Annotated in this window: 2 protein-coding genes; both read right to left on the bottom strand. The window is 47.8% G+C overall.

From position 1 onward, the window contains the following. A partial coding sequence (locus ACJROR_RS09780) for an AAA family ATPase (protein ID WP_406546920.1) occupies positions 1-312 on the bottom strand: 312 nt, incomplete at its 3' end. Positions 313-894: 582 nt separating this feature from the next. Next, the coding region (locus tag ACJROR_RS09775) for an ATP-binding protein (protein ID WP_406546919.1) at positions 895-2,106 on the bottom strand (1,212 nt) is incomplete at its 5' end.

Genomic DNA, 2,106 nt, shown 5'->3' with positions numbered 1-2,106 from the left:
GCCCATGTGTTTAGCGCAGAATGCTTTGTTCTTAGAGATAGCGAGATCCTTAAAGAGCCTCTCAGGACGGCTTCGATCCCCCGGATGCTGGTAATTCATTTCCAGAAAACAGGACAGCATGCTCATGGTAAGAGTCTTCCCGAATCTCCGGGGTCTCAGTATCTGGGCTACCTCTGTTCCCGAGTTCAAAAGATCCTCCAGATAGGATGTCTTATCAACGTAGACCCTTCCTGTACTGATGAGCTCCTCAAAATCATTGCAGCCTTCCGGAAAAACATCTCCGGAGACTGCCGCATCCTTCTCAATTGCCATATCCGTTCCTTAAAATGAGAAACATTTCTATGAAATTATGACCGTTCTTTGTATAATCAGCAGAATAATCAGATGAATTTAACCAAATATCATATCACAAATTTGGTAATGTTACCTGGCATGCCTTGTTAGTTCATTAACCCCGGTTTCTGACTTTTTAGAGCATTCTGTCCAGAAAAAACTTAATCTCTATGGCAATAACGATTCAAACTTTCAAGGTTCTGACATTGCCGTGGTCGTAAAGCGTTTTCCATGCATTCATCGCCATCAGGTCGTCATAAAAGATACGGATCCCTGATTATCTGCCATTATTCCCCGCAGTATTCGTCTCTATCGTATCCGAACAGGCGAAATACCTCTTGTCAGCCTTCTTTTGAGGTTATAGCAAGGCCTTGCAAAAAAGGGTAAGACGGCAGAGAGAGATGGACGGCAGAGAAAGACGGACGGGCAAAGAAAACAGACCGGAACAGGAAATAACAGACGGGCAGAAGCGACGCCTGAAATCAAACTTTTCCCCTGGTCTGAAGGGGCATATATCCGCGGCAAAAGCCGTCCCCGGGTACCGGATTTCAAAACGCCGGTTTACAGATTGCAAACTGCGTAAAGAGGCAGGTTGATAATGGTTTCCTGCTTCCGGTAAGGAAGCGGTGACAGCCTTACGGCAGCTTCCGAATGGAATTTTGCGATGAAAGCCTTCAAACTCTGAGAACGGACATTCGCCCCGGATTTTACTTCAATAGGTATCGTAAGTTTGCCCTTCTGAATGATAAAGTCCTGTTCAAACGAGGCTGAAGCGGTTCCATAATAGTACGGGGTGTAATCAGTAGCGGCTATCATCTCCTGAAGCGCATACTGCTCCGCAAGAGCTCCCCGGAATTCCCTGAAGATATCGTTGCCATCCAGAATTGATCGGGCGTCAAGATCGCTGAGCGCCCCCAGAATGCCAACATCCAGCGCAAACAGCTTATATGCCGAAAAGTCCTTATAAGCGCTGAGAGGCATCTCCGGTTCGTTAACACGATGCACCTTGTACACCAGCCCGGCATCAGCCAGCCATTGGATTGCCGTCTCAAACTCAGCGCTCCGGGCTCCCTTCTTAATCTGCCCGAAAAAGAATTTTTTATTGTCCTTTGCCAGCTGTATCGGAATGGATTCCCACACCATGTTGATGCGCCTGAGTTCGCCGGCGCGGATATGCTTGCCAAAATCTCCCTGATACTGCTGAACTATTTCTTTCTGTATCCGGCGCGCTTCCGCATAATCCTTGTGATCCCGGAAAAAATTAACCACCGCGGGAAGTCCCCCGGTGTAGATGTAGTTCTTCAGCCAGTACAGATATTTGTCGGCAAAACTGTCGATGATGCTGTAATCTCCGGTTTCCAATAACTGAGCCAGCTGAACTTCGCCAAGAGCTTCCAGATACTCCCGAAAGTGCAGCGGGTACAGCTTCAGCATGGCAACCTTCCCCACCGGAAACGACACTCCCTCATGAAGAGAAACTCCCAGCAATGATCCTGCCGCACACACATGATATTCCGGAGCGTTTTCGCAGAAATACTTCAGGACTTCCAGAACTGCCGGAGCTTCCTGAATTTCATCAAGAATAATCAGGGTATCCCCGGGAGTGATTTCGATTCCGGTCTCAATGTTAAGTCCTGCGATAATGCGGCTGATATCGCAATCCTGCTCAAAAACCTCTTTCATCCTGGGATTGCGGAAAAATGACACATAAGCAGTCTTCTGATATGCCAGATGACCGAATTCCCGCATAAGCCAGGTCTTGCCAACCTGCCT

It is taken from the genome of Succinimonas sp., from assembly GCF_045225735.1.
Taxonomy (GTDB): Bacteria; Pseudomonadota; Gammaproteobacteria; order Enterobacterales; family Succinivibrionaceae; genus Succinimonas.
The sequence above is the reverse complement of the archived record's forward strand: the minus strand, read 5'-3'. Positions and strand labels throughout refer to the sequence as shown.